Raw genomic sequence first — 22,373 nt, forward strand, 5'->3', positions numbered from 1 at the left:
GGGATCCGTCGCATCCGGCGGTCACCGGGCGAGAGGGGAGAGGGTGACCGAGGCGGATCGCGGTGCAGCGAGTATCAGAAGGTTCACCTACGCATGTCAATAACTAACTCCAAAGAGAATTTCCTCGTAACTTTTTGACCTATCAGTCGCGGCGTGGTTACCGTGTGGACCACCCAGCAAGGAGGGAACGACCATGGCCCGCCAGGAACCGCCGCCCCGCACCTCCGGCCGACTTGCGGAGGACGCCTCCCCCGCCGGGATTCTGGCGCGCATCCGCGCGGCGCTTCCGTCCCTGGCACCGTCGGAACGGCGTGTGGCCGAAGCCGTCCTCGGCGACCCCGGGCAGGCGTCGGAGCTGTCCATCAGCGCGCTCGGCGAGCGGGCCGCCACTTCGGTGGCCACGGTCATGCGCTTCTGCCGTGCTGTCGGGGTGAGCAACTACCCGCAGTTGCGCCTCGCGCTGGCCGCCGCAGCGGCCCATGAGCGTGCTCGGGGTAACGAGCGGCCGGTGCCGGGCACCGACATCGGCGCCGCGGACACCCTCGCGGACATCATCGACAAGATCGTGTACACCGAGGTGCGAGCGCTGGAGGACACCGGGTCCGGGCTCGATGTCGACGTACTGAGCCGCGCCGTGGACGCCGTGGCGAAGGGCCGGCGCATCGACATCTTCGGCGTCGGCGCGAGCGCCTTCGTCGGCCAGGACCTGCATCAAAAGCTGCACCGCATCGGCCACATGGCGTTCGTGTGGACCGACCAGCACGCCGCGCTCACCGCCACCGCCCTCCTCGGTCCCGGTGACGTCGCGGTGGCCATCTCCCACTCCGGGGAGACGGAGGACACCATCGACCCCCTCCGGGCCGCCGGCGAGCGCGGCGCCACCACCATCGCCCTCACCAACGCCCCGCGCTCCACCCTCGCACGGAGCGCGGACCTCGTGCTGACGACCTGCGCTCGGGAAACCCCCTTCCGCTCCGGCGCGACCGTCAGCCGCATCGCCCAACTCGCCGTCATCGACTGCCTGTTCGTCGGTGTCGCCCAGCGTTCCTCCGACGAGGCGACCGAGGCCCTGGAGAAGACCCACCGGGCCGTACAAGGTCACCGACGCCCGCACACGCAGCGCCGCACCAAGGGTGACGACTGAGCTCCGTCCGCCTCATCAGCACGCCCTGAAAGGAAGCCCGCCCTGTGGACCTCAGCACACTCGGCACCGAAACCCGCAACGAGCGGACCGCCCAGCTGGACCGCATGCCGGTCCTGGAACTCCTGTCGGTCATGAACGCCGAGGATCAGAGCGTCGCCCTCACCGTCCGAGACGCTCTGCCGGACATCGCGGCCGCCGTCGACGCCATCACCGCTTCGCTGCGCCGAGCCGGACGGCTGATCTACCTCGGAGCGGGCACCAGCGGCCGCATCGGTCTGCTCGACGCCGTCGAGTGCCCCCCCACCTTCGGCACCGCGCCCGACAGGGTCATCGGCCTGCTCTCCGGCGGCCCGGGAGCCTTCGCCCTGGCGGTGGAAGGAGCCGAGGACGACCCCGCCCGGGCGGTCGCCGACCTCGAGGCGATCGGCGTGAACAACCGGGACACAGTCGTCGGCCTCTCCGCCAGCGGCCGTACCCCCTACGTCGTGGGCGGCCTGAAGCACGCCGCCGCCAACGGCGCCGTCACCGTGTCCGTCGCCTGCAACCGCAACGCGCTGGTCAGCCGCTACGCCGACTTCCCCATCGAGGTTCCCACCGGCCCGGAGGTCCTCACCGGATCCACCCGGCTCAAGGCAGGCACCGCCGAGAAGATGGTCTGCAACATGCTCTCTACCGCGTCGATGGTGCAGATCGGCAAGATCTACGGAAACCTCATGGTCGACGTGCGGGCCAGCAACGACAAGCTGGTCGACCGGACCCGTCGCATGGTCGCCGAAGCCACCGGTGCCGACGCCGATGCCGTAGCTGAAGCCCTGCGAGCGGCCGACGGCCACGCCAAGACGGCTATCGTCATTCTTCTAGCGCACTGCACCGCCGAGGAGGCGGCTCGGCGCCTGGACGAGGCGCACGGTGACGCACGCACTGCCGTCGGCCTGGTTTGACGACACGTGCGAACATTACGCTGACGGTCGGCACAGGAATGCCTGACAGCCGCACAGGTACCGACCCGGACGGGCCTCGCTTCGCCGCTCGTCGAGCTCCTGCGCCGCCACCAGAAGGCTCCCGAGCCGATTACCTGTGCAACGTAGCTGGCCGCGGCCGCCTCACGCCTCGGCCATCCTCCGCACGCCCATTTCGCCCACGCGCAGGTACCGCCAGGCCGCCCCCGTGGACCGCTTCCACAGGATCCCGTTGACCACCTGCCGGCGACCCCGCACCGGTATGGCGGGGCGGTGTCGGAGAGTGGTCTGCACGCATCCGGGGGACGAGGGCTCCGCGCAGTTCCCGGTCCTGGTCGGTCTCCAGCGGCATGTCGAGCTGGATGATGCTCACCCCGGCCGCCCGTAGCCAGCCGATGCGGGCGGCCACTGTTTCGGGGAAGCCGACGTACGCGCCGGCCAGGGAGCGGGCGATGTAGGCGGAGAGCTGGTGGTGGTGGCATGGCGCCAGATGCGCAGGCTCCGGCCGTGTTCCGCAAGCGGCTCGGCGTTGCACCAGGCCAGGCGGTAGTCGGACCGCTTCCCCGGCCCGGCGGTAGCGGTCCGCTTCGCCGAGGGTGTCGCCGTCGCGTGCCACGTCGGCGTCGCTGGAGCCGACGATGACGTGGGCGGCGGCCCGCCCGCCGGAGAGCCGGTCCAGGGTGGCCAGAGAGCAAGCGGCCGCGGTGGGCGTAGGGGTGCCCACCCGGTGGGCCACCACCATGCGGAGCCTGCTGGTGGCCGCCAGTGCCCAGGAGGCCACCAGCCAGGGGTCCGGCCAGGAGCTCGACTGCACGACGAGGGCGCTGTCCAGCCCGTCCTCCTCGTTCTCCCGGGCACTGCGGGCTACGAATTCCGGGTCGGCGTCGCGGTCGCGCGGGGCAGGGGGTCAGCGGGCGGCGGCCGGGCTGAGCCGGGCCAGGGTGTCCAGGATCCGGGCCCGGCTGGCCAAGACCTCGGGAGGCAGGGACACGGACAGCCTCCGGGAGTCGAGCAGCCGGGCGAGCGGGGCAGGGGTGGTGCGGGCCCGCGGTACGGCGCGAGCGGACTCATGCTCCAGACGTCAGGGCGCGAAAGAGCCCGAAACCAGGTTGCCCCGTTGCTGGAGCCTCCCTCAGACGACACACCTGCCGAGGGGAGCCTGTCCCGGTGCCAGGAGATTGAGCCCACCGGGGTGCTGCGCGGCTACCACGCCCTCGTCGAACCCGCGGCGATCGGCCTGGCTGTCGAAGTCCTGGGTCTCCATCAATCTCATCAGGGGCGACGGTGCGTCCTTCGCCGCCTTCGACAAGGCGGTCGCGGCAATGCTGAGGTGGTCCAGCGGAGCGGCCGTATGGGATCCCGGCTACCTGCTGCGCATGCTCACCACCGTTATGAAGCCGGTCACCGCCGGCGTTCCCTGCCCACCTGGTCCGAGCCGGTCCGCAGCTATGCTCCGTGGCGGGGCCCTGCAGGGCAGTTCACGTATTCTCTGGGCATGGTGACGAGTGTCGATCTGGCGCGACATCTGGGGCTCTCGCAAGCCACGGTGTCGCGGGCGTTGCGCGGCCATCCCTCGGTGACCGAGAAGACTCGTCAGCGGGTTGTGGAGGCGGCGCAGGCGTTGGGGTATCGCCCGGATCTCGCCGCCCGGATGCTGGTCACCCGTCGGGCGAAGGCGCTCGGCATCGTCGTGGCCGACTTCAGGAGTCCCCTGTACCCGCCCGCGATCGCGGCGATGCAGGAGCGGTCAGCGGCCCGCGGCTACCGCATGGCTCTGATCCGTGATCCCGAAGAAGCCCAGGACGTGGACGCTGTAGATGTCCTGAACGAGACGATCGTCGACGGACTGATCTTCATGTCGGCCACGGACGACTCGCCGACGGTGGCCCGAGTCGCGGCCCGTGAGACGCCGATGGTGCTGCTGAGCCGCGGTGTCTCCGGACTCCGGGCGGACATGGTCATGAGCGACGACCGTGCGGGCGGCGAACTGGTCGCGGATCACCTGGTCGGACTCGGACACCGCAGGATCGCGCTGGTGTCGGTCCGGCGCACCGTGAGCAATGGCCGTGACCGTGAGGACGGCATGCGGGACGCGCTCCGGGCGCGAGGCCTGGACCTGCCTGAAGAGTGTGTGCGACGGGGATCGATCAGTCACGCGAGCGGTATGGAGATGGCCCGCTCGTTGTTGGCGATGGAGCCGCGGCCGACTGCGGTCTTCTGCTCGACGGACTCTTTCGCGTTCGCGGTGCTGGACGCGGCATCCCAACTCGGCATCCGCGTTCCCGAGGAGCTGTCCGTGGTCGGATTCGACGACTCGGAGCCGGCTCGTTGGTCGATGATCAACCTCACCACGGTGCATCAGCCGTTCACGGAGATGGCGGCGAAGGCGGTGGACGTGCTGATCGACCGGCTCGATGATCGGGCGGACAGCAAGGTTTCCCAGACGGTCTTCCCGGTGCGGCTGGTCGAGCGCGGCACGACCGCCGCACCGGCGTGAGCGAGCAGGAATCATGCAGTGTTGCGGCCGCCGCTGAGGTCGAGGGTCTGCCCTGTGGTGTAGCTGGCCTCGGATGAGAGCAGCCAGGTCGCGAGCGCGGCGAATTCCTCGGGTGTGCCGACCCGCCCCATCGGCACCCGGGCGAGCAGTGCAGCGTTGCGTTCGGCGCTGAGGTCGTCCAGCATCCGGGTCCGCATCATCGAGGGTGCGACGGCGTTGACGGTGACACCGTCGCGGGCGTACTCCTTGGCCGCGGTCTTGACCAGGGAGATGACCGCCGCCTTCGACGCGGAGTAGGCCGCTTGGTGCGGGTTGCCTTCCCGCCCGGCGATCGAGGACAGGATGGTCACGCGTCCGTAGCCGCGTTCGCGCATGGGTGGCAGAGCCGCAGCGAAGCCGTGCAGGCATCCGTCGAGGTTAATGGCGAGGGTACGCTGCCAGCCATCCCGCGGTGTCTGGTCGATGGGTGTTTCGGGCCCTTGCACCCCGTGGGCGAACAGCGCGCCGTCGAGCCGACCGTGTGCGTTCAAGATGTCGGTGACAACGCGGGACCATGCCTCCGGGTCGGTGACGTCCAGGCTCAGGCATGCCTCGGGAGATGAGCCGTCGCCGCCGGCTGTCACATCGGTACAGATCACCGTGGCGCCCTCCCGCGCAAGGCGCCGGCAGGTGGGTGCGGCGAGTCCTCCTGCGGCTCCGGTGACCAGGATGACCTGGTCGCGGTATCGGCCCGGCCAGTGGCCGGTGGTGGTCGGGGTGGTGTCGACGAGGTCGGTCATCAGCGGACTCCTGCGGTGTCGATGGAGGTCAGCAGTGTGGTGGTGGCCAGGTGCAGTGCCGCGAGATGGGCGCTCGTCCCCTCGCGAGCGGCCTTGGCGACGTCGGGAACCTCGACGCTGATCGGCACACCCGGCAGGGCGCAAAGGATCTCGGCCAAGGGGAACGCGCCGGCTCCCGGCGCCAGGCGGTGTGAGCGGGATTCGATCTGGCGCGGTGAGCCGTCAAGGCTCTGCCCCAGCGGTAGTTCCGTCGGTGTGGGCAGATCCGGGACCGCGGACGGGCCGTCGCAGAGCTGGATGACCTCGACGATGCCGGCGGGCAGCGCTTCGAGGTCGGCGACAGAGCCGCCCGCCCGCACGAAGTGCAGGACATCGAGCATGATTCCCGCCGCGGTCTCCTCAGCCAGCCCCGCGGCGTCGGCGAGCGTGTCGACGTACTGGTAGGAGATCGGTTCGAGGCAGGGACGTATGCCGAAGGGAGACGCGTCTGCCACCAACGCAGCCAGCGACTCCCGCAGCCGAGATCGATCAGGATCTCCGCCGATGACGTTCAGGATGCGCGCGCCGAGCTCCGCCCCCGTCTCCAGTGCGGGCATCCAGTCGGCGGGTCCGCGGGCCCCGTCGAGCGTGAAGACCTCGACGTCCAGGACAGAGACTCCGGTGGCGCGGCACCGCCTGACTGTCTCGGCCGTCATCGGCGTGCCTGGCGAGAGCGGGTAGCGGGTCTCCCCTGCGGTGGCGGGGAAGACCCGCACCCCGACCGAGGCGAACCCTGCCTCAGCTGCCGCCGTGACCAGTGCGGGCGGTGCCAGATGCAGGGCCGACAGGTGAGCGAGTCCGAACGTGACGTTCACGTGGTTGAACCACCAATCGCGTGTGGGTATTGACGCGGCGCAGAAGACGTTCCTACGCTGACCCGACCAGAATGAATACGTAGTCATTCTGTGTCAATGACTTCCTGCCGCAGCAGGACCTCGACTCCCCCACGGCCCGCGCAGTGATCGATGGCCGCCCAGGTTTGGAGCAACGATGCGCCACAGCAGCGACTCTCACGCATGGCCCGTGGAGACGGCAGTGACCGCCTCCATACCCAGGCCGCACGCCCCCTCCCCCGGCGCCTCGTCCCGGCGCCGGGCGGCCGCCAGCATGGCCGGTGCCGTGATCGACTGGTACGACTTCTTCCTCTACGGCATCGCCGCCGCGACGGTCTTCGGCCCGCAGTACTTCCCGTCGCACGACCAGTTCGTCGGCCTTCTCGCCTCGATGGGCTCCTTCGCCGTCGGCTTCGTCTTCCGACCCCTGGGCGGCGCCATCTTCGGTCACTTCGGTGACCGCGTCGGACGTCGACAGATGCTATTCCTGACCGTGCTGATCATGGGGCTGGCCAGTGCCGCGATCGGCGCACTGCCCACATACTCGGTGATCGGCGCAGCAGCCCCCGTCTGTCTGGTGCTACTACGAGCCGTGCAGGGCATCGCGGTCGGCGGCGAGTGGGGTGGCGCCGCGCTGATGGCCGTGGAGAGCGCACCGCAGGGGAAGAAGAACTTCCTGGCCAGCGGCGTCCAGGTCGGTTCATTCATCGGTCTGCTGCTCGGCACGGCCATTTTCTCACTGATGCAGGCCCTGACCACGCAGACCCAGTTCGAGGCCTGGGGATGGCGGATCCCCTTCCTGATCAGCCTCGCCTTCGCCGCCATCGGCCTGCTCATCCGCACGGGCGTGGCGGAGTCCACCGAATTCACCGAACTCAAAGAGCAGCGACAGCGGACCAAGGCACCGCTGTGGGTCGCGCTGAAGACCTCTCCGCTGCAGATCCTCGCGGTGATCGGCATGCGCCTCGTCGACCAGGGCTGCTTCTACATCGCCTTCACCTTCTCCCTCGTCTACGTCGAGAACTACACCGAACACCCGACGAGCACCGTGCTGACCGCGTCGATGATCGCGCTGGTTCTCGCCTCGCTCCTCACCCCGGCCTACGGCAAGCTTGCCGACCGGGTGGGCGTCCGCTGGTTCTACATCGCCGGCCCGCTCTGCGCCACCGCGGCTGCGATCCCCTTCTTCCTGGCCCTGCGCTCGGGTTCGCTGGCGCTGATGACGCTGGCCTTCTTCGCCTTGATCAACCTGGGCCACAACATCTCGACCGCGGTGCAACAGACCTGGTTCACCGGCATGTTCGACATCTCCGTACGCTACAGCGGCGCCGGATTCGGCTACGCCCTGGCCGGGGCGGTCGGCGGTTTCATCCCCCTGGTCGCCACCGCTCTCGCCGGGCACGACGGTGACTGGCTCGGTGTAGCGCTGCTCCTCAGTGGCCTCGCCCTCAGTGCCTTGGTCACCGGCCTGTTCGCCTACCGATGGACCTCGGCAGGTTCGAAAAACCGAGGACAGACACCGGCATGACCCCACCGGCACGGTGACGTCCGCGTGACCGGCGGCAACTGGGACACGCCGGCCGCTGTCGGCGTGGCCGCCCGCTTCGGGCCGACGTCGTAGGCAAGACGAGCAAGCAATACGCCGAAGAAACACCCCGGCGGGTAGGAGAGTACGCAATGAGCGCGAATGCCATGACCCACGCACGTCACCAGGAAGGAGCAGCAAGGCAACTGGACTGCGATCTGCTGGTGATCGGGTCGGGCGCCGGCGGCCTTTCGGCCGCGGTGACCGCTGCCTGGCACGGTCTGAACGTGGTCGTGGTTGAGAAGGACCCGGTCTGTGGCGGCGCCACCGCCTGGTCCGGCGGCTGGATGTGGACCCCGCGCCACCCCCTCGCCCAGGCCGATGGCTTGACCGAGGACATCGACCAGCCACGTACCTATCTGAAGAACGTGCTGGGCGAGGACTTCGACGAGGCGAGGGTGAACGCCTTCCTCGAGGCCGCCCCCCACATGGTCGGTTTCTTCCACAATCGCACCAGCCTGCGGTTCGTCAACGGAGCCAAGATCGCCGATATCCAGGCAGGGCAGCCCGGTGCGAGCACCGGCGGCCGCCAGGTGGGTCCCAAGCCGATCAACGCCCGCCGCCTGAGCAGGTCCCTGCGCCGCAAACTACGGCCGCAGATGTACGAGACTTCCTTCCTTGGCATGGGCATCATGGCCGGGTCCGATCTGCAGCACTTCCTGCACGCCACCACTTCACTCAAGGGCTTCCTCCACGCCGCCTGGCGCGTCGCCTTCCACGTCCTGGACCTGGTCACACACCGACGCGGAACACAATTGGTCAACGGGCCCGCTCTCATCGCCCGGCTGGCGAAGTCCGCAGACGACCTGGGCGTGAAGCTCTACGTGAACGCCCCTGCCACACGCCTGCTCACCGAGGGAACCGAGGTACACGGCGCCGTGGTCTCCACCCCCCAGGGCGAGGTCGCCATCCGCGCCCGCCGCGGAACCGTCCTGGCGACCGGCGGCTTCCCCCACGACGGGGAGCGACGCCGCGACCTCTTCCCCAAAGGCACCGGCGTGAACCATCAGACGCTCGCCCCTGCAGCGACCACCGGTGACGGCATCCGCCTTGCCGAGGAGGCGGGCGGCGTCCTCGACGCTTCTGGCGCCTCCCCCGCCGCTTGGTGCCCGGTCTCCCTGATCCGGCTGCCGAACGGCCGCACCGGCACGTTCCCCCACATCGTCGATCGCGGAAAGCCCGGCCTGATCGCAGTGATGCGCGACGGCCGGCGCTTCGTCAACGAGGCCAACGGCTACTACGACTACGTAACCGCCATGATCGACGCGACCCCGCCCGGAGAGGAAACCGTCTCCTGGCTCATCTGTGACCACCGATTCCAACGCCGATACCCCTTCGGCATGGCCAAGCCATTCCCGGTCCCATCCTGGCCCTACCTGCGCAACGGCTACATGAAGCGGGGGCGCACTTTGGAAGAACTCGCGCACGCCTGCGGCATCGACCCGGTCCAACTGCGTCGCACCGTCGAGGAGTTCAACCGGCACGCCCGCGCTGGAGAGGACCCCGTCTTCCACCGCGGCACCACCCCGTTCAACCGCAGTTCGGGGGACTACGCCCACGGCCCAAATCCCTCACTGGCTCCCCTGGACCAGGGCCCCTTTTACGCGATCAAGGTGCTCCCCGGGAGCTTCGGCACCTTCGCGGGCCTGAAGACCGATGCCCACGCGCGCGTGCTCAACGCGAACGGCGAGGCCATCCCCAACCTCTACGCCGTCGGCTGCGACCAGGCCAACGTGATGGGCGGCCACTACCCCTCCGGCGGCATCAACATCGGACCCGCCATGACCTTCGGCTACATCGCCGCCCGGCATGCCGCGGACACCTCCGTCTATGAGACCCGCACCCAGGCCAGCTGACGTGTCACGACTGCCATCCTCGACGTTCAGTGAGCTCCGGCGGCGCACGTGTAGCTGGACAAGATAGGGATGTGAGTTCGTAGAGACCAGGTGCTGCCGGAGGAGAGGTCATACGCTCTCGGCTACGGGGGCCGCCGTCACAAGGAGCCTTTGCTCTGTCTTCGGACACCGCGCCAAACGGGGCACTCACCCTCCCGGTAACAGCCCGAGTGGGCTGCTCGGCTTCGTGATGCGCTCCACCAACGCGGACGGCGGCCGCGGCCGCTGGTACCGATGGTGACCTGACACCGAACACACCCCCGGATAGGGCCCGGCCGAGACCTATCGGCTTAGCGCGGCGCCCGGGGCACCACTGTCCTGCAGGACGACGATCTGACGCCCGCCGTCCTGCAGGATGGCGACGGTGTCTCCATCACGACGCTGCTGCGTGTTCTGCGTTTCTCCGCGGAGTGCTGGTGTGTCACGGCCGATGACGCCTGATGGGCGTACGGCACCGGTGTTGCCACGCTCGACGTCCCGCGCCACACCGCCGAGTTCCTCGCCCGGCTGCTGGCTGTCCACCAGCGGCGGTTGCGCACCCCATGGCCTCTGACCCCTGCTGATGCCTTCGAGGCATGCCGTCGAACCCCAATTGGTCTTCGACGGCAGCACCGCGCGTCCCCAGAATGCGGGCATCATCCCTGCGCGTTTCCGAGGAGTTCACCGTGCCCCTCTTGTACGCCCGGCCCGGCTGGGCCGTGTTGACCGTCCTCGTGCTGGCCCTGGCCCTCGTGCCGTTGTCACCGCTGGCGGCGAGACCCGCGTCCGCCGTACCCGGTGATCCGCTCACCGGCAGCGGTGCCGTGACCAGGTCGGTGCTGACCGCTGCCGACCTGACCCGTGGCACGGCCACCGGCACCGTCACCAACGACGCCTTCGCGCTGCCCGCGGCGGCCGCCGCCCCGACGCACACCTTCGAGGGCACCCTGACGCTCAACGGCGTGGCCACCGCACGCGGCTTCAGCACCGTCAAGGACACCTACGACTACGCGGACACCGCCGCGCTCAAACACCTGCCGCCGGTGAGCATCGACCTCGTGCAGAACGGCAGCCACGTCATCCCTGCCGTCCGCGGCCTGCAGATCACCGGGAGCGCGTACTGGAACCTGATCGTCGAGGGCGGCCGCGCCTGGAACGAGAACGGCGACGGCGGCCGCACCCGCGCCTCGCTGCCCTTCGCGCTGGTCGAGCGCAACGCCAACTGCGTGCACAACGGCCTGCTGACCTTCCTCTTCGACGACAGCAAGATCTCCCAGGTCCGCTACCAGATCACGCACGAGACGTGCGCATACTTCCAGTTCGACATGTGGGGCCAGGTCGACGCGACCTACTCCCGGCACACCGTGACCGGTGACACCGACCTGAAGAACGCGTACGCCGCCGAGGTCGCCGACCGCATCCCGGCCAAGCCGATCAGCGCGCTGAGCACCGACTACCCGAACGCCGGGATCGACACCAGCGCGTTCGGCAGCGGCACCACCGCCTCGGCGCTGAGTACGTACGGCGTGTCCTACGGCGGAGTGAACTACGTCGGCGCGTGTAAGACCCGGCAGGGCGCGTACCCGTACTGCAACCAGATGGTGCTGCCGTCGTTCTCGCTGGCCAAGACGATGTTCGCCGGCATCGTGCTGATGCGGCTGACTCAGGTCTACGGTTCGTCCGTGCCGTCGCAGCTGATCCGCGACTGGGTCAGCGAGGCGGACACCTCCGCCTGGACCGGCGTCACGTTCCAGGACACCGCGAACATGGCCACCGGCAACTACTCCTCCAGCGGCTTCGAGTCCGACGAGTCCGGCAGCGGCATGACGGCGTTCTTCGACGCCGAGGCGTACGGGCCGAAGATGACCGCCGCGCTGGCCTTCCCGCACTCCGCCGCGCCCGGCACGAAGTGGGTCTACCACTCCTCCGACACCTTCGTGCTGGCCCGGGCGATGCAGAACTACCTGGTGTCCAAGGCCGGCGCCGGCAGCGACATCTACCGCTGGATCCGCGACCAGGTGCTGGTCCCGCTGCACCTGAGCCCGAACGTGCTCACCACCGAGCGCACCGGCAACAGCGCCACCGGGCAGCCGTTCGGCGGGTACGGCCTGTTCTACACGCAGGACGACATCGCCAAGGTCAGCCGGTTCCTGAACGCCGACGGCGGGAAGATCGGCGGCGTGCAGATGCTCGACCCGACGATGCTCGCCGACGCGATGCAGCAAAACCCGGCGAACCGCGGCATCACCACGCCCGCCGACACGACCGGCAAGACCTACCACTACCAGTACGGCCTGTGGGCCCGGCAGTTCACCTCGGCGGACAACCCGGTGTTCACCAGCCCGGTGTACGTGCCGTTCATGTCCGGCTTCGGCGGCATCACCGCGGCGATGCTGCCCAACGGCGCCACCTACTACTACTTCAGCGACAACAACGAGTTCGGCTGGTCGGCGGCGGCCGCGCAGGCGTACAAGCTGCCCGCCACCGGCGGAGGCGACAGGGGCGGCGGGACGTGCACGGCCGGCCAGCTGCTCGGCAACGGAGGCTTCGAGACCGGGACAGCGTCGCCGTGGACGGCGGACGACAAGGTCGTGTCCAACAAGCGGGGGAAGTGCCGCACAGCGGCGAATGGTTGGCCTGGATCGACGGCTTCGGCACCACGCACACCGACAGGCTCGCACGGAAGGTGACGATCCCGGCCGACTGCACCCACGCCCACCTGGCCTTCTACCTGCACATCGACACCGCGGAGACGCAAGCCGGCGCCCACGACACGATGACCACCGCCGTGCTGGACTCCTCCGGCACGCGCATCCGCTGGCCACCTGGGCCAACACCGACGCCGCGCCCGGCTTCACCTTGCGCACCTTCGACCTGTCGGCGTACGCCGGGCAGACCGTCACGCTGCGCTTCTCCGGGACGGAGGACTCCTCGCCCCAGACGTCGTTCGTCATCGACGACGCGTCGCTGAGCACCAGCTGAGCACCCGCTCGCGTACCTGCTGGGCCGCCGGCACGGCCCCCGCCGCCACAGGCGCTCCCGCTTCCGGGCGTCCGGGGCGGGGGCCGCGCTGGCCCCGTAGCGCTGCACGAAGTACGCCCGCAGCTCGTGCATCAGTCCCCTCGACATCGATCGCGTGCGTCAGCAGCGTCATGTTGCTGAAGATCTCATCGGGATCGGAGCCAGCTTCTCGAAGAGCTGGAGTGTCTTGGTTCGGCGGGCGTCGAGACGCTGGTACACGGGCTCGGGGATGCGGATGCCCTCGTCGTAGTTGCCGACCTTGGTCGGGTCGTGCCACAGCATGGCAACACCGCAGTAACGGCCGATGCGGGGAAAACAGCGCCGGGTGTCTCCCAGCAACGGAAGATCCCGCTGCTCAACTCCTGCCGGCACCCCCCAGCGAGATGGAAGGACGCAGGAGGGTCAGCGGCACCGGGACGTCGCGTTCGACGTCACCCATGGTCAGAAGGACCCCCAAGGCCGGGTGTGCCGCACGGTCGAGGGCCTGGGCGGCCGATGCGTGGGACCAGTGGTTTCGTGCCATCAGCGCCTCGGCTCCGCCCAGGGCGAGGACGGAGTGGTACTGCAGAACCTGGGCGGTGAGCTCGGTGGCCGCGCAGCCTACGCATTCCACGCGACGTGCAGCGGGTCGGCGGGGTCGTGAGCGCGAGGGTGATCCGGCCGTACGTCATGGCGGCCGGTGACTCTCAGTCCGGCCTCGTCGAACACTCGAGCACCCCGGTCCGAGAGCGGAGACCGAGGTGCTCGACGAGGCCGGACAGGATCAACCATCCCTCACCGCCGGGCCCGAGATGCGCGGCGACGTCGATCGCAGCAGCTTGGCCGTGTGGGGGGCGGCGGCCTGATGGTGCGGTCCTGATCGCCACCTCGGCCGTCGCCGCCGTCCTGTGGAACGGGGCCGGATTGCGCCCGCCCGCAGCACAGACCGGACGGCGCGCTCGTCGGCACCGGCCGCGGATCCAGCGCCCGCCTCAGCACCGCTCCCGACCCTGAAGGCCGGGTCGACGCCACCTCTGCCCGCGTGGGTGACGTGGCCCAGGCGCCGCCCGTCAGCCGTGTCGTGAGCGCTCACGCCGCGGTCGCCGTCGCCACGTCATGACAGGCACATGCTGCGGCCCGCGAGCTGCTGCGCCAGTCGTCTCGGGCTGGCAGCTGATGCGGGATATCGCCGCATGGTGGGACGCACCGGGCCACCGGCCCATGCCTGCCCGGTCGGGTCAGGCCTGCCAGGCATACCTCCAGCTCTCCTTGGCCTGTCGGCCGTCGGGTCGGCGTGCGGTCATGCCTCGCGTCGTGGTGAGGGCCGTGGTCTGTAGTCGTCGCTGCAGTTCATAGGCGGGCGGCGACCTGTGGCCCGTACCGCTCGACACAAAAGCGTGACAACCCGGCCGCGAATGCCTCGATGCTGCGCAGCGCATAGTGGCCGGCGTCCCACGCCGCGTGCAGGTGGATCTGCAGCGGTTCGCCCGTGCCGTCGAGGATCAGCAGCGGGTGCAGGTCGAAGCGGGGATCGTCGGAGACCACCGCGACACCATGGCCCGAAGCCGCCATGGCCTGTGCGACGTGCGGGGTGTCGCATTCGAGTACGATATCGTACAAGACGTCCGCATTCTGCACGGCATGGTCCAGGATGCGGCGGGTGCTGTGCGCCGAGGTGAGGACGATGAGGGGCTCCGCGGCAAGTTCCCTGATGGTGACGCAGTCCCGGTACGCCCAGGCATGGTCGGCACGGACGTAGGCCCACAGCGGCAGTCGGGCCACCGGGAGCCCGGCGAAACGGCGCCTCGAAGGTGCCGAGGAGATGGCCACATCGGCGCCCCCCGCAAGGGCCTGGTACGCATGTGCCGGACTCTCCGCCTGCACGGTGACGAGCGGATCCTCCGGCCCCCAGGTGGCCAGGAACGGCGCGATCACGTCGGTGATGGTGGTGGGCGGCGCCGCCACGGTGATCCGCATGGCACAACCGGCAGCCAGCGCACCGACTGCGGCCTCGGCGGTGTCCGCGCGGGCGACCAGGTCGCGGGCCAGGGGAAGGAAGCGCCGACCGGCCGCCGTCAGGACCATCTGCTTGCCGCCGCGGTCGAAGAGCGTCAGCCCCAAGGTCCCTTCCAGGCCGCGCAGTTGGCGCGACAGCGAGGGCTGAGCGACGCGGACCACCTCGGCAGCCTTGGTGACGGAACCGGTCTCCACGATGGTCAGGAAGTAGCGCAGCACTCGGAGTTCCATAGCGGTGATCCTTCGGGAGACGGAGGGGACATGACACCATCATGCCTCAAAGGCATGGCAATCAGCCCTGCCAAGTATTTGAGGCTATGGCTGACTGGCTGCATTCTTGTCCCACCGGAATTTGCGGTTATCGACACCCGAATCTCCGTCGACTTCTCCTGGTACAACCATTCTTTCGATTGGCTGGTTCCCGCATGGCCCGCCCCCTGCCCCTGATCCTCGCCCAGGCACCCGGCCGCCCGGCCGACGACCTCGCTGGCTTTGCCGCCGACGTGGAGCGGCGCGTGAAACCGCACGCACCCGGCGCCCTCGTCGTCTACCCCGAACTGCACCTCGGCGAGAGCGCCCCCGGCGTCCCGGCCGCCCCGGAGGAGGAGGGCGAGCCGCTCGACGGCAAACGCGATGCGGCCTTCGCCGAGCTCGCGGGTGATCTGGGCATCTGGCTTGTACCCGGCAGCGTCTACGAACGAGGCACCGGCGACCGCGTCCACAACACGGCACCGGTCTATTCACCACAGGGTGAGCGCCTCGCCGCGTACCGCAAGATCTGCCCGTGGCGCCCGTACGAGACGACCACCCCCGGCGACCGGTTCGAGGTCGTCGACCTCGCCGGGGTCGGCCGCATCGGACTGTCCATCTGCTACGACACCTGGTTCCCGGAGATCTCCCGCCATCTGGCCTGGATGGGCGCAGAGCTGATCGTCAACGTGGTCCGCACGTCGACGAGCGACCGCGCGCAGGAAGTCGTCCTCAACCGCGCCAACGCCATCACCAATCAGGTCTTCGTCGCCAGCGTCAATTCCGCTGCCCCATCCGGGACCGGCCGCAGCCTCGTCATCGATCCACAGGGCACAGTGCGCGCCGAAACCGTCGATGCCGGCAACTCCACCCTCACCGACGTGATCGACCTCGACGAGGTCAGCAACATCCGCCACTACGGCACCGCCGGCCTCAACCGGATCTGGGACCAATTCCGCCCCGGCGACCCAGCCATCGAGCTCCCGCTCTACGGGGGCCGCATCGACCCCGCCACCTGGAACCCCGCCCACACCACCGAGGAGCCACCACGATGAACAGCGAGACCACAGGGAACACCATGAGGCTGAAGGGCGACCTGAGCCTCCTCTCCGTCGTCCTGTTCGGCCTGGCCTACATCTCCCCCGGCATCGTCGTCACGATCTTCGGCGTGGTCGCCGCCACCAGCGGCGGCGCGGCCCCGACCGCGTTCGCCATCGCCACCCTCGCGATGCTGCTCACCGGGCTGAGCTACGCGAAGATGGCACGCGCCGTGCCCGGCGCGGGGTCGGTCTACACCTACGCCCGCAAGATGCTCGACAGCCGCATCGGTTTCCTGTCCGGCTGGGCGATGCTGCTCGACTACTTCTTCATCCCGATGGTCGGCTGGCTGATTACGGCGATCTACTTCAACGCCCAGTTCCCTGACATACCCAAGTGGGTCTGGCTGATCGTCTCGGTGGGCGTCACCACCGCCATCAACGTCTTCGGCATGAAGCTCGCGGACCGCGTCAACAAGGTCCTGATGTTCATCGCTCTGGGGTCGCTGGTCCTCTTCGCCACCCTGTGTGTCGTCTTCCTCGGCAAGCACGGCTCATCCGCTCCCGCCACGGACGCCCTGTGGAACTCCGGGACTTCGATCAGCGCGGTCACTGCGGCCGCTGCCATCGCCGCGTACTCCTTCCTCGGCTTCGACGCCGTCTCCACGCTGGGCGAGGAGGTCAGGGGCGGGGCGAGGACGATCGGCCGCGGCATCATCGGCTGCGTCATTGCCGCCGGAGCGATCTTCATCGTGCTGTCCTTCGTGATGCAACTGGTCCACCCCGGCGCGACGTTCGCCGACGTCGACGCGGCCGCCTACCACCTGAAGGTCCAGGTCGGCGGCGAGACGTACGCCGAGATCATCAACTTCGTCACCATCGCCGGATCCATCGCCTCCTGCATCGCCCTGCAAGCCTCCGCCGCCCGCCTCATGTACGTCATGGGACGCGACGGCGCACTGCCCAAGGCCGTCTTCGGCAACCTGTCGAGGAAGACCGGCACGCCCGTCTTGAACCTGCTGCTGACCGCGGCCGCAGGTGTCATCGCCATGAAACTCGACCTGACCACAGCCACCTCATTCATCAACTTCGGCGCCTTCCTCGGCTTCACCCTGGTGAACGTCTGCGTGATCGCCCACCTGGTCCAAGAGCGCAGTCACGGCCGCACCCCCAACCTCTTCTCGTACCTGGTGATGCCGGCCATCGGCGCCGGCGTTTCCCTCTACCTGCTCACAAAGCTCGGTCACGTCGCACTCCAGATCGGCGGCGTCTGGCTGGCGATCGGCGGCGTCTACCTGGCCGTCCTGACCAAGGGCTTCCGCCGGCCCGCACCGGAGATGACCTTCGACGACGACACCGCGGCCACGGACGCAGTCACCGCGTAGCTCCCCCGCCTCGACGTCCACATCGACAGGAGGTGTGGGCCAAGCTGCACCGGCTGGTCCTGGACGAACTCGGCGCTCGCGGTCAGCTGGACTGGTCCCGGTGCGCGATCGACTCAGTGAACATGCGGGCGTTGAAAGGAGGGAGCTGACGGGTCCGAATCCTGTGGATCGCGGCAAGAACGGGGCGAAGGTCCACCTGATCACCGAGCGCACCGGTCTGCCCCTGTCGCTGGGCATCTCCAGCGCGAACCTGCACGGCAGCCTGGCGCTCAAGCCCCTGGTGCGGGGCATTCCGCCGATCCGCTCGCGCCGCGGCCCGCGGCGGCGTCCACGTGGTACGGGCCCTGGAGGGTCAGGGCGGTCACCTGGTGCGGTCCGCTGCCCGCCTGGGTCGCGTACGCACCCAGGTCCGCGAGGATGTGCGCGTCGAACGCGAGGAACCGGCCCTCGGAGTCGATGGCGAGGCGAGCGGTGGTCCGCTGACCCCGCCCCTGGTAGGCGCCGGTGAGGTTTTCCGTGCGCGACTCCACCCAGCGCACCGCGGCGCCCAGGGCGACCGCGGCCGCGCACACCATCGCCTCGTCCGGGTAGAGCAGGACCTTGCTGCCGAACGACCCGCCCACGTCGGGCGCGATGACGCGCACCCGGTCCGCACGCATCCCCAGCACGGTGCAGAGGTCCTGGCGCATGGAGTGCGGGGACTGGCTGCTGGCGTGCACGGTGAGCAGTCCGGTGCCCGGGTCGTACTCGGCCAGCACACCGCGCGGCTCCAGAGGGGAGTGGTTCACCCTCGGCAGGGTGAACTCGCGTTCCACGACCAGTTCCGCTCGTGAGAGAGCCGCGGCGATGTCCTCCTCGGGAGAGCCGAAGCGAATGCTCCCGGCCTCGTTGCCGACGGCGCCCGGCACGATGAGCGGCGCTTGCCCGGCCAGCGCGTCGGCGATGGTGGCTGCCGGAGGCAGGGGATCGAGGTCGAGGCGTACGGCTTCGGCCAGGTCCTCGGCCGCGGTCGGCGTGTCCGCGACGACAATGCCCAGCGGCTGCCCGGCGTAACGAGCGGTGTGCGTGGCGACGGGGATGTGGTCCTCCGGCTGGCCGGGCAACCGCCAGACGGTGGGGATCGGTGCCGTGCGCTCGGCGAGGTCGTCGGGGCCCAGCACGAGTGCGCAGCGCGGGTCGTTCCTGGCGGCGGTGGCGTCGAAGCCGACAACCCGCGCGTGCGCGAGCGGGCTTCGCACAAGCGTCGCGTACAGCAATCCCGCCGCGCGCAGGTCGGCGAGGAACCGGCCGTGCCCGCGCACCAACCGGTCGTGGTGGTGGGGCGGAACGGGCCTTCCGATGTGGTGGTGCCGCGTCCCGCTCATCGGTCGGTCCCCGAGTCACCGGAGATCCCGCGAAGCGCGGCGCGGATGCCGCCGTAGCCGGTGCACCGGCACAAGTGCCCGGCCAGCACGTCCTCTTCGCTACCGCCGCGGTCGGCGGCGTGGGCCATCCGCACCACCAGGCCGGGGGTGCAGAATCCGCACTGGAGGCCGTGCTCCTCGATGAGGGCCCGTTGCGCCCTCGTCAGGTCACCGCTGGCGGCGACGCCCTCCACCGTGCTGACCTCCCGGCCGTCGGCCTGCACCGCGAGGACGAGGCAGGAGCAGACCGGGTCCCCGTCGAGCAGCACGACGCAGGCGCCGCAGTCCCCGGTACCGCAGCCGACAACGCGCGCCGCTCGCGCGCCGCGGGCGGGTTGCTGCACCACTTACGGGAGATCGAGGTACACGGGCACCGCTTCTCCGAGCGCGACGTGATCGCGCAGGCGGCACTGCTGCTGTTCGCGGGCGTGGCGTCCATCCGGTATCTCATCGGCAACAGTGTGCACGCCCTCGCCGCCGTCCCCACCGCCGAGCGGGACCTGCTGCTGCATCCCGGCTCCGTGGGCCCCGCCGTCGAAGAACTGCTGCGCGTGTGCACACCGGTCTCGTTCGTCGGACGAGTCGCGGGTGAGGACTTCGAGTACACCGCTTCCGACGGGACCGTCGTCCCCCTGCGCAAGGGGCGGCCCCTGCTGCTGTACGTGGCCTCGGCCAACCGCGACCCCGACGTCTTCGACCGCCCGGACGAGCTGGTCCTCGACCGTCCGCTGCCCAACCGGCACCTCACCTTCGGCATCGGCCGGCACCTCTGCTTCGGCGACCCGCTCGTGCGTCAGACGACCCGGACCGCGCTGAGTGCCCTGTACCGCAGGTGGCCGGGCCTGCACGTGCCGCCCCAGGAGACCAACTGGAACAACAACCTCGGCTTCCACGGCTTCACGTCGCTGTGGGTCACCGACGGCCACTGAACACCGGACTGGGCCGGTCGCCGCTCGTCCGCCACCAGCGGCAGATCCACCTCACCACCCACAAGGGACTCCTCGGAGAGTACACACCGAAGCACACCTCCTATACCCGGCGCGAGCCGGTGGGAGTGTGCGCGCAACTCGCCCCGTGGAACTTTCCGCTGCTGATGGCGGTGTTGAAGGCGGCTCCGGCGATAGCCGCCGGGAACACCGTCGTGCTCAAGCCCGCGCACACCACCCCTTCGTCGGCGCTCATGCTGGCCGACCTCGCCACCCGAATCCTGCCGCCCGGCGTGCTCAACGTGGTCTGCGGCGGCCCGGCGACGGGGCGCCTCATGGTCGAGCACCCCGTTCCCGCCGCGGTCTCGCTGACCGGATCGGTGGCGGCCGGTGTAGACGTGGCCACCCGCGCCGCCGCCACGCTCAAACGCACCCACCTCGAACTGGGCGGCAAGACCCCGGTCCTCGTGTGCGCCGACGCCGACATCTCCGACGCCGCGCGGACCATCGTCACCGGGGCCGTCACCAACGCGGGGCAGGACTGCACAGCCGCCAGCCGGGTCCTGGTGGTCGACGCGGCGCACGGGCCGCTGCTCGAGGCGCTCGTGGCGGAGGCCTCGACACGGCGCCCCGGTCCGCCCTCGGAACCCGGCAGCGCGTACGGGCCGCTGAACAACCCCGAGCAACTGGCGCGTGTGCGGGGGTGCATCGACGCGCTACCGCCGCACGCACGGGTGGTCACGGGCGGCCACGAGGTGGGCGACCGAGGCTTCTTCTACGCTCCCACCGTCATCGACGGAGTGCGCGGGGACGACGACATCACACGTACGGAGATCTTCGGCCCCGTGATCACCGTCGAGCGCTGCACTGACGAAGCGGACGCCCTGCGACGGGCCAACTCCTCGCCGTACGGCCTCGCTTCCGCCGTCTGGACAACCGATCGCCAAAGGGCGATGCGGCTTTCGGCGGATCTAGCCTACGGCACCGTGTGGGTCAACACCCATCTACAGTTTCCCTCGGAACTGCCGCACGACGGCTTTCGCCAGTCGGGGCACGGCAAGGATCTGTCACGATACGGTTTCGAAGCGTACACACGGATCAAGCAAGTGACGCATCGCCTGTAGCAGTTGGTTGAGGAAATCGTGGAACGTTCCCCTGGTGTTTTCGCACCGCAGTGGCGGCTCACCAGCATCGGTATCGCCGTGGCCATCAGCTTGTTCGCGTTCGAGGGTCTGGCGGTCGCGACCGCAATGCCCTCGGCGGTGCGCGAGCTGCGCGGGCTCGCCTTCTTCGGCTGGGCCTACAGCGCCTTCTTGGTCATGAACCTGGTGGGCCTCGGCGCGGCGGGCCAGTGGTGCGACCGCGTCGGTCCGCGCAAACCGCTGCTCACCGGCATCGCCGTGTTCACCGTCGGGCTGCTGGTGGCGGGAACCGCTGTGAACATGGCGTTGTTCGTCCTGGGCAGGGGCGCGCAGGGGATCGGCGTCGGGCTGGCCTCGACAGCGGTGTTCAAGATCGTGGCCACCGCCTACCCGTCGGAACTGCGCCCCCGGGCACTGGCCATCATCTCCGCGGCCTACGTCGTGCCGGCACTGGTCGGGCCGATCCTCTCGGGCACGATCACCGCGCACGCCGGCTGGCGCTGGGTGTTCCTCGGCCTGGTACCGCTGGCGCTGGCCTGTGCGGGGGCGCTGCTCCCCGCCCTGCGCACGTCGGACGCGCCCGGTAGCGCCCCGGCGGGCGGGTTCCGCAAGCCCCTGTTCGCGCTGCTCGCCGGGGGTGGAGTCGTCGCGCTGCAGTCGGGGGGCAACGCCGTCGTCGCCGGGCGGACGCCGCTGGCCGTGCTCCTGCTGGGAGTGGGTCTGCTGGCGCTGGTGGCGGGGCTGCGGGAGCTACTGCCCCGGGGGGCGACACGACTGCGCAGGGGGGGTACCCGCCGTGATCGCGGTGCGCGGCCTGCTGGCGGGGGCGTTCTACGCCGTGGAGTCCGTCGTGCCGTTGACCCTCGCCACGCTCCACGGCTTCGGGACTGCGGCTGCGGGCCTGCCCCTGCTCGCGGGATCCATCGGCTGGTGGGTCGGGGCCCAGGCGCAGGGCCGGATCACCAGGATGACGAGGTCGTCGCTGCTTCGCTGGGGTCTCATCGCCCTGGCGTGCTGCTTCGTGGGCATGGCGGCCCTGTGCCTCGAGGGGGCTCCGGGGTGGCCGGTGTACCTGCTGTGGATCGTGGGCGGACTGGGCATGGGGGTGTGCGTTCCCACCACCGGTGTACTCGTCCTCGAACAGTCCGCCGAGGGCGAGACGGGAGCGAACTCGTCGGCGCTACAGATCAGTGACGTGACCGCGGCCGGACTGGGCACGAGTGGGGCCGGACTACTCGTCGGCGCCACCGAGACCGGGCACCTGGGGTTCGGCGTCGGGATGGGGGTCCTCGGCCTGGTGGCCACGGCCGTCTGCGCCGCCGCGGCGATGGGTGCCTCGCGCACCGCCCCCGCAAGGGAGAGTGCCGCTGCGGGCTGATCCGTGCGGGACCCGGGCACACCAAGAACCGGCTGGCGTGTCTCGGCAGCAGGTTGCTAACATGACGCGCATGTCTACTCCGCGTGTTTCCTAGCGACCTATCCCGCCTCGGGGGACAGGTCTGCCT

The 22,373-nt window shown here is 69.6% G+C and carries 20 protein-coding genes and 4 pseudogenes; 13 read left to right on the plus strand and 11 right to left on the minus strand.

Annotation, left to right across the window (positions count from 1 at the left end; genetic code table 11):
* The first annotated feature begins 193 nt into the window (after positions 1-193).
* Entirely contained in the window at positions 194-1,144 is a 951-nt protein-coding gene (locus AS97_RS09925; protein ID WP_059147461.1) for a MurR/RpiR family transcriptional regulator, read from the plus strand.
* 44 nt (positions 1,145-1,188) lie between these two features.
* A complete protein-coding gene (gene murQ, locus AS97_RS09930) occupies positions 1,189-2,085 on the plus strand; it encodes an N-acetylmuramic acid 6-phosphate etherase (protein ID WP_059147460.1) in 897 nt (298 codons plus the stop codon).
* A gap of 130 nt (positions 2,086-2,215) precedes the next feature.
* Here murQ and AS97_RS09935 read toward each other — a convergent pair.
* A pseudogene (locus AS97_RS09935) lies at positions 2,216-2,971 on the minus strand (LLM class flavin-dependent oxidoreductase); the annotation flags it as partial.
* A 264-nt stretch (positions 2,972-3,235) separates the two neighbouring features.
* Positions 3,236-3,376 (minus strand): hypothetical protein, encoded by a 141-nt coding sequence (locus tag AS97_RS09940; protein ID WP_156107774.1) that lies wholly within the window; start codon positions 3,374-3,376, stop codon positions 3,236-3,238.
* Positions 3,377-3,598: 222 nt separating this feature from the next.
* On the opposite strand from AS97_RS09940, the gene AS97_RS09945 reads away from it, so the two are divergent.
* Entirely contained in the window at positions 3,599-4,600 is a 1,002-nt protein-coding gene (locus tag AS97_RS09945; RefSeq protein WP_063804984.1) for a LacI family DNA-binding transcriptional regulator, read from the plus strand.
* A gap of 11 nt (positions 4,601-4,611) precedes the next feature.
* Here the strand turns inward: AS97_RS09945 and AS97_RS09950 are convergent, their stop codons facing one another.
* Together AS97_RS09950 and AS97_RS09955 are read right to left on the minus strand one after the other, a co-directional pair.
* Positions 4,612-5,379 (minus strand): SDR family NAD(P)-dependent oxidoreductase, encoded by a 768-nt coding sequence (locus AS97_RS09950; RefSeq protein WP_059147457.1) that lies wholly within the window; start codon positions 5,377-5,379, stop codon positions 4,612-4,614.
* Complete coding sequence (locus AS97_RS09955; RefSeq protein WP_185929989.1) at positions 5,379-6,233, minus strand: sugar phosphate isomerase/epimerase; 855 nt, start codon at positions 6,231-6,233, stop codon at positions 5,379-5,381. The genes AS97_RS09950 and AS97_RS09955 overlap by 1 nt, the downstream gene beginning before the upstream one ends.
* 220 nt (positions 6,234-6,453) lie before the next feature.
* On the opposite strand from AS97_RS09955, the gene AS97_RS09960 reads away from it, so the two are divergent.
* Together AS97_RS09960 and AS97_RS09965 are read left to right on the plus strand one after the other, a co-directional pair.
* Complete coding sequence (locus AS97_RS09960) at positions 6,454-7,779, plus strand: MFS transporter (RefSeq protein WP_059147455.1); 1,326 nt, start codon at positions 6,454-6,456, stop codon at positions 7,777-7,779.
* A 164-nt stretch (positions 7,780-7,943) separates the two neighbouring features.
* Positions 7,944-9,692, plus strand: a complete 1,749-nt coding sequence (locus AS97_RS09965; protein ID WP_210564723.1) for an FAD-dependent oxidoreductase — start codon at positions 7,944-7,946, stop codon at positions 9,690-9,692.
* Positions 9,693-10,013: 321 nt separating this feature from the next.
* Here the strand turns inward: AS97_RS09965 and AS97_RS09970 are convergent, their stop codons facing one another.
* A complete protein-coding gene (locus AS97_RS09970; RefSeq protein WP_197049223.1) occupies positions 10,014-10,370 on the minus strand; it encodes a hypothetical protein in 357 nt (118 codons plus the stop codon).
* 26 nt (positions 10,371-10,396) lie between these two features.
* Between AS97_RS09970 and AS97_RS09975 the strand changes: the two genes are divergently transcribed.
* Positions 10,397-12,400 (plus strand): beta-lactamase family protein, encoded by a 2,004-nt coding sequence (locus tag AS97_RS09975; RefSeq protein ID WP_247204308.1) that lies wholly within the window; start codon positions 10,397-10,399, stop codon positions 12,398-12,400.
* A gap of 169 nt (positions 12,401-12,569) precedes the next feature.
* Positions 12,570-12,692: a hypothetical protein gene (locus AS97_RS48530; protein ID WP_260613308.1), complete on the plus strand. Its 123-nt coding sequence runs from the start codon at positions 12,570-12,572 to the stop codon at positions 12,690-12,692.
* A 168-nt stretch (positions 12,693-12,860) separates the two neighbouring features.
* On the opposite strand, the gene AS97_RS09980 is transcribed toward AS97_RS48530, so the two are convergent.
* From AS97_RS09980 to AS97_RS09990, 4 genes and pseudogenes are all read right to left on the minus strand, one after another.
* Entirely contained in the window at positions 12,861-13,013 is a 153-nt protein-coding gene (locus AS97_RS09980; protein WP_210564724.1) for a hypothetical protein, read from the minus strand.
* Between the two features lie 73 nt (positions 13,014-13,086).
* The gene (locus AS97_RS09985; RefSeq protein ID WP_210564725.1) at positions 13,087-13,344 is read right to left on the minus strand and encodes a hypothetical protein; all 258 of its coding nucleotides are present in this window, start codon (positions 13,342-13,344) and stop codon (positions 13,087-13,089) included.
* A pseudogene (locus AS97_RS47155) lies at positions 13,332-13,531 on the minus strand (methyltransferase); the annotation flags it as partial. The pseudogene AS97_RS47155 and the gene AS97_RS09985, both read right to left, overlap by 13 nt.
* 529 nt (positions 13,532-14,060) lie before the next feature.
* A complete protein-coding gene (locus AS97_RS09990) occupies positions 14,061-14,957 on the minus strand; it encodes a LysR family transcriptional regulator (protein WP_210564726.1) in 897 nt (298 codons plus the stop codon).
* Positions 14,958-15,151: 194 nt separating this feature from the next.
* Between AS97_RS09990 and AS97_RS09995 the strand changes: the two genes are divergently transcribed.
* The 3 genes and pseudogenes from AS97_RS09995 to AS97_RS47160 all read left to right on the plus strand — a co-directional run.
* Positions 15,152-16,030, plus strand: coding sequence for a carbon-nitrogen hydrolase family protein (locus AS97_RS09995; protein ID WP_210567181.1), 879 nt, complete (start codon positions 15,152-15,154; stop codon positions 16,028-16,030).
* Entirely contained in the window at positions 16,027-17,397 is a 1,371-nt protein-coding gene (locus AS97_RS10000; protein ID WP_210564727.1) for an APC family permease, read from the plus strand. The genes AS97_RS09995 and AS97_RS10000 overlap by 4 nt, the downstream gene beginning before the upstream one ends.
* A gap of 32 nt (positions 17,398-17,429) precedes the next feature.
* Positions 17,430-17,869 (plus strand): annotated as a pseudogene (locus tag AS97_RS47160) (IS5/IS1182 family transposase); the annotation flags it as partial.
* On the opposite strand, the pseudogene AS97_RS10005 reads toward AS97_RS47160, so the two are convergent.
* Together AS97_RS10005 and AS97_RS10010 are read right to left on the minus strand one after the other, a co-directional pair.
* Positions 17,766-18,761, minus strand: a pseudogene (locus AS97_RS10005) (molybdopterin cofactor-binding domain-containing protein); the annotation flags it as partial. The pseudogenes AS97_RS47160 and AS97_RS10005 sit on opposite strands and share 104 nt — an antisense overlap.
* Positions 18,758-19,147: a 2Fe-2S iron-sulfur cluster-binding protein gene (locus tag AS97_RS10010; RefSeq protein ID WP_210564729.1), complete on the minus strand. Its 390-nt coding sequence runs from the start codon at positions 19,145-19,147 to the stop codon at positions 18,758-18,760. The pseudogene AS97_RS10005 and the gene AS97_RS10010, both read right to left, overlap by 4 nt.
* Between AS97_RS10010 and AS97_RS10015 the strand changes: the two genes are divergently transcribed.
* From AS97_RS10015 to AS97_RS47165, 3 genes are all read left to right on the plus strand, one after another.
* Entirely contained in the window at positions 19,136-19,729 is a 594-nt protein-coding gene (locus AS97_RS10015) for a cytochrome P450 (protein WP_210564730.1), read from the plus strand. The genes AS97_RS10010 and AS97_RS10015 overlap by 12 nt on opposite strands.
* Positions 19,708-20,850: an aldehyde dehydrogenase family protein gene (locus tag AS97_RS10020; RefSeq protein ID WP_210564731.1), complete on the plus strand. Its 1,143-nt coding sequence runs from the start codon at positions 19,708-19,710 to the stop codon at positions 20,848-20,850. Before AS97_RS10015 ends, AS97_RS10020 begins: the two co-directional genes overlap by 22 nt.
* Positions 20,851-21,664: 814 nt before the next feature.
* Entirely contained in the window at positions 21,665-22,246 is a 582-nt protein-coding gene (locus tag AS97_RS47165) for a hypothetical protein (RefSeq protein ID WP_247204309.1), read from the plus strand.
* Positions 22,247-22,373 lie beyond the last annotated feature (127 nt).

Source organism: Streptomyces sp. AgN23 (assembly GCF_001598115.1).
In the GTDB taxonomy this organism is placed as follows: Bacteria; Actinomycetota; Actinomycetes; order Streptomycetales; family Streptomycetaceae; genus Streptomyces; species Streptomyces antimycoticus.